At 51.7% G+C, this 3,547-nt stretch carries 5 protein-coding genes; 1 reads left to right on the plus strand and 4 read right to left on the minus strand.

Annotated elements, in window-relative coordinates; all coding sequences use genetic code 11:
* Positions 1–118 precede the first annotated feature (118 nt).
* Positions 119–706: a DUF1566 domain-containing protein gene (locus C7A19_RS04430; RefSeq protein WP_162300240.1), complete on the plus strand. Its 588-nt coding sequence runs from the start codon at positions 119–121 to the stop codon at positions 704–706.
* A gap of 553 nt (positions 707–1,259) precedes the next feature.
* Here the strand turns inward: C7A19_RS04430 and C7A19_RS04435 are convergent.
* Genes C7A19_RS04435 through C7A19_RS04450 form a run of 4 tightly spaced genes read right to left on the minus strand, consistent with a single transcriptional unit; the run spans position 1,260 to position 3,394 of the window.
* The gene (locus C7A19_RS04435) at positions 1,260–2,324 is read right to left on the minus strand and encodes an IS66 family transposase (RefSeq protein WP_162300241.1); all 1,065 of its coding nucleotides are present in this window, start codon (positions 2,322–2,324) and stop codon (positions 1,260–1,262) included.
* A 15-nt stretch (positions 2,325–2,339) separates the two neighbouring features.
* A complete protein-coding gene (locus C7A19_RS04440) occupies positions 2,340–2,696 on the minus strand; it encodes a hypothetical protein (protein WP_116644292.1) in 357 nt (118 codons plus the stop codon).
* Between the two features lie 51 nt (positions 2,697–2,747).
* Complete coding sequence (tnpB, locus tag C7A19_RS04445; protein WP_155522541.1) at positions 2,748–3,104, minus strand: IS66 family insertion sequence element accessory protein TnpB; 357 nt, start codon at positions 3,102–3,104, stop codon at positions 2,748–2,750.
* A complete protein-coding gene (locus C7A19_RS04450; RefSeq protein ID WP_116644293.1) occupies positions 3,101–3,394 on the minus strand; it encodes a hypothetical protein in 294 nt (97 codons plus the stop codon). Before C7A19_RS04450 ends, tnpB begins: the two co-directional genes overlap by 4 nt.
* Positions 3,395–3,547 lie beyond the last annotated feature (153 nt).

Consider the following 3,547-nt stretch of genomic DNA (forward strand, 5'->3'; position numbering starts at 1 on the left):
GATCGCGGCTCGGACGACAAGTTCAATGATTTAGGAAACAACGCCATCGGTAAGTGGATCGGGTGAGCATCACTCTGCAGGACTGCCTAAAAGCTCTTCGTCTGGCTCGATAACAGGAGTGAACGATTTTGACGAAGCGCTCAAAAATGTAAACAATTATGGACCAAGAGAACCTCTTTTAATCGACAGCTCAACTAAGCGTGACTATGTATCAAAAGGAGATGTAGTTATTGACCGGGACAATAACCTGATGTGGTCGCGTTGTGCTCATGGGCAAAGCTGGGATGGTCAAACTTGCTCTGGGGAGGCGCTTGAGGTTACCTGGCAGCAGGCCGGTGAAATTGCTAAGTCCAGTGCTCTAGGTAATTTCAATAATTGGCGGCTGCCCACTATCAAAGAACTGCAAACATTAATTTATTGCTCGAATGGCAAGCGGATTCAATACGATCAAAATATGAGCCTAGATGAGGAAGGTATCGGTTGCATTATTGGAAAATCACGAACGCTGGAAGACACTCCGACTATTGATAATAGTCATTTTATAAATCATTCGGGTTATAGCTATTGGTCTTCTACGACATTACCTGCTAATGCTTACTCTGTTCTATTTGATGAAAATGAAAGCGTTTTTATGCGAGGCTCTACAAGCCTTGGCGGTAGAAAATATACAGGAAATGTTCGGTTAGTAAGAAGTGGGCATAACTAATTATAATAGCTGCTATAGATTATAGTGCTAATATAAGCTGGCGTATCAGCTTGCAAGTCTTCCCAGCCTGATGCAAGCTGATTTCATCATCAAATGGCCCACAGTAATGCATTTTTATTTCAAAGGTGCGAATGCCTTGTTCCTCTAGCTGATCAAGAGCCTCGGCTATGCCAATGCGAGATGGAGTGGCTGGGTCCGACAGTATCGGCTTTCCATCCTTCCAACCAAAAAACCAGGCCTGCGATGCCCGCTCCCAAAAAAATACTTCGCTCTGGAAGTCCGGATAAAGGTAAGCGGGTATTTCTACCCGCCTGGTGATTGAATGGGCGCTTTGTTATAGCCGTCATTCCGCACCTAATTATCTAATAAATTACGTGACGCCCATCACGCATCGAGTGGCTAGGTCATTCAATGGTGGCTATACAAGTTGGTTTCTGATATTAATGCTCGGTTAAACTATCTCTCACTACTATCAGGAGGTTAAACGTGACTCGTCATCAAAAATCACATTCCTCTCTGCTAGTGCCTCAAAGTCAGCATGATTTCGCAATTGTCACGAGGGCTCCACACCGTTGGCACGACAGGTCAGCATGATACTGAACCAGACGGCGCTGGCATTCGCCCCGCTTTGGGTGTCCGCGAACAGCCAAGCCTTCCGCCCGGTCGCCACCGGGCGGATTTCCCGCTCGACCTGATTGTTGTCTATCGGATAGCCGCCGTCTTCGACATACTTCTCTAGGTAACGCCATTGTTTCAGCGTATAGCTGACCGCTTTTCCCATCGGGCTGTTCGGTAACAGTCTGGCGGCGGCTTTATCCAGCCACTTATGGAAGGCGTTCAAAATCGGAATGCTGTCTTGCTGCCTCATCGCATGCCTGTCTGCTGGCGACAAGGATTTTGCCTTTTTCTCCACGGCATACAACTTCTGGATATAACTCAAGGCCTGTTTGGCCTGTCCTCCCTTCTTCGGGCTCAGGTCGAGGGCATCTTTGAACTTGCGCCGAGCATGCGCCCAGCATCCGAGGTGGGTCACGTTTTCTAGCATCCGCCAGGCTGAGTAGCCGTCGGTCATGACCGTGCCCTGGTAACCATTGAGGAAGGCCTTGGGGTAAGTGTGCCCCCGGCCTGGTTGGTAGTCGAACAGCACCACCGGCGTCGTGCTTTGCGCCGGGCTGGTGTAGGCCCAGAGATAGGATTGGCTCTGGGCTGTCTTGCCTGGCTCCTTCAGCACCTGAAGCGTCGTTTCGTCACCGTGGATAACCGACTCTCCGAGCAAGCTTTCCTGCATAGCGAGGTACAGCGGCGACAGCCGCTCAGCCGTTTTAATCATCCAGCTTGCCAGAGTAGTACGCTGGAGCTCGACGCCGACCCTGGCCAGCTCTTTTTCGATGCGGTATAACGGTAGGCCGTCGGCATACTTGCTCACCGCAACGGTGGCCAGGGTCCCGGCAGTGGCGATACTGCCGGGCAGCGGCTGGCGGGGCATGGCAGCGGTGATGACTTTGCTGCCTTCGCCGTGGTTTTCGCAGTGGCGGCAAGCGTATTTTTTGCGCTCGTGGCGCAGTACTTTAACTTGCTTAGGGATAATTTCGAGCTGCTCGGACGATTCAACACCCACGGCGTGCAGCTGACCCTAGCAGCAGGGGCAGGTCTTTTCATCGTCAGCTAAATCGTATTCTATCACCTCACGGGGCAAGTCCGGGTTGATGGGCTTGCGGCCCCGTTTGCGGGTGTAGGTAACGGTTTCCACTTCCGGCTCGTCATCGGATGGTCCGGTGTCGACCAGGGTTTCCGCTTCGTTGAACAAGCAGCCTTGAGCGGGGAACTTCTCACTTTGCGGCAGGTACTTTTTGGCCTGGGCTAGCCGGAACTGCTCCCACATTGCAGCAATGCGAGCTTCGTATTGTTGGCTGATATTTTGAACCAGGCCGTCGATGTAGGTCTGGATTTCCGGGGTGATGCCCGAGGGCTTTTCAAGTTCCTTTTGCATAAAGAAAGTATAGTAAAAACAGTCGCTTCTGTCATTTTTACTGGCACTTTTTTATGATATTTTAAGCCCGTTTATCGCTTGGTGTGCCACGGCATTCTGCCAGTTCAGCCCGTCCAGCAGCCAGCGCAGTTGCCTGGCCGTGATTTCCATCGCGACCGTATCTTTCGGGTGCATCGGCCATTTGAACGTGCCGCTTTCCAGTCGGCGATAATGGAGCCAGAAGCCGTTGGTGTCCCACTGTAGGATTTTCAGCTTGTCCCGGCGGCGGTTGCAGAACACGAACCAATGGGGCCCGACCGGATCGAGCGACAGTACGTCTTCCACCAATAAGCCTAGCGTGTTGATGGATTTGCGCATGTCGGTGCTCCCGGTGGCCAGGTACACATTGCCACTTGGTGTCGGGATCATGGCAGGCACTTCATCACTTGCGGTAACAGCGCGATGGCCGAGGCGTCATGGACGGAGACCCGGTAGCCACTGGGTGTTTCGACCACCAACGTCATCGGCGATGAAGACATTGACACGGGAACAATGACGCTCTCGGGCTCGGTGGATGATGTTGTGAGCTTTTTCTGCCAGTAATAGAACTGCGACTGGGCAATTTGATGCAGTTCGCACCAGGCGGCGATGGTGAGTTGGCTGTCTTTTTGATGCTGCAGGCGCTCCTGCCAGAGTTTCATTTTGTCTTCGCGTGTCATGATATCGCTCCGATAGTGAAGGAGCTATATCAATATCAGGTCATCGTGGTTATCTGAATGTGGGGAGAAATGGCCGCTTACTTTTGTTCTTCACCATGCTTGGGAAGAACGCTTCTGTCTTGTTAAGTTGCTCTCTGATTTTGTGCTCTAGAC

This window comes from Salinivibrio sp. HTSP, from assembly GCF_003390965.1.
GTDB lineage: Bacteria > Pseudomonadota > Gammaproteobacteria > Enterobacterales > Vibrionaceae > Salinivibrio > Salinivibrio kushneri.

Coding starts and splice junctions, on each gene's coding strand:
- C7A19_RS04440 (WP_116644292.1), bottom strand. CDS start 2,696: ATGCAAAAGGAACTTGAAAAGCCCTCGGGCATCACCCCGGAAATCCAG.
- tnpB (WP_155522541.1), bottom strand. CDS start 3,104: ATGATCCCGACACCAAGTGGCAATGTGTACCTGGCCACCGGGAGCACC.
- C7A19_RS04450 (WP_116644293.1), bottom strand. CDS start 3,394: ATGACACGCGAAGACAAAATGAAACTCTGGCAGGAGCGCCTGCAGCAT.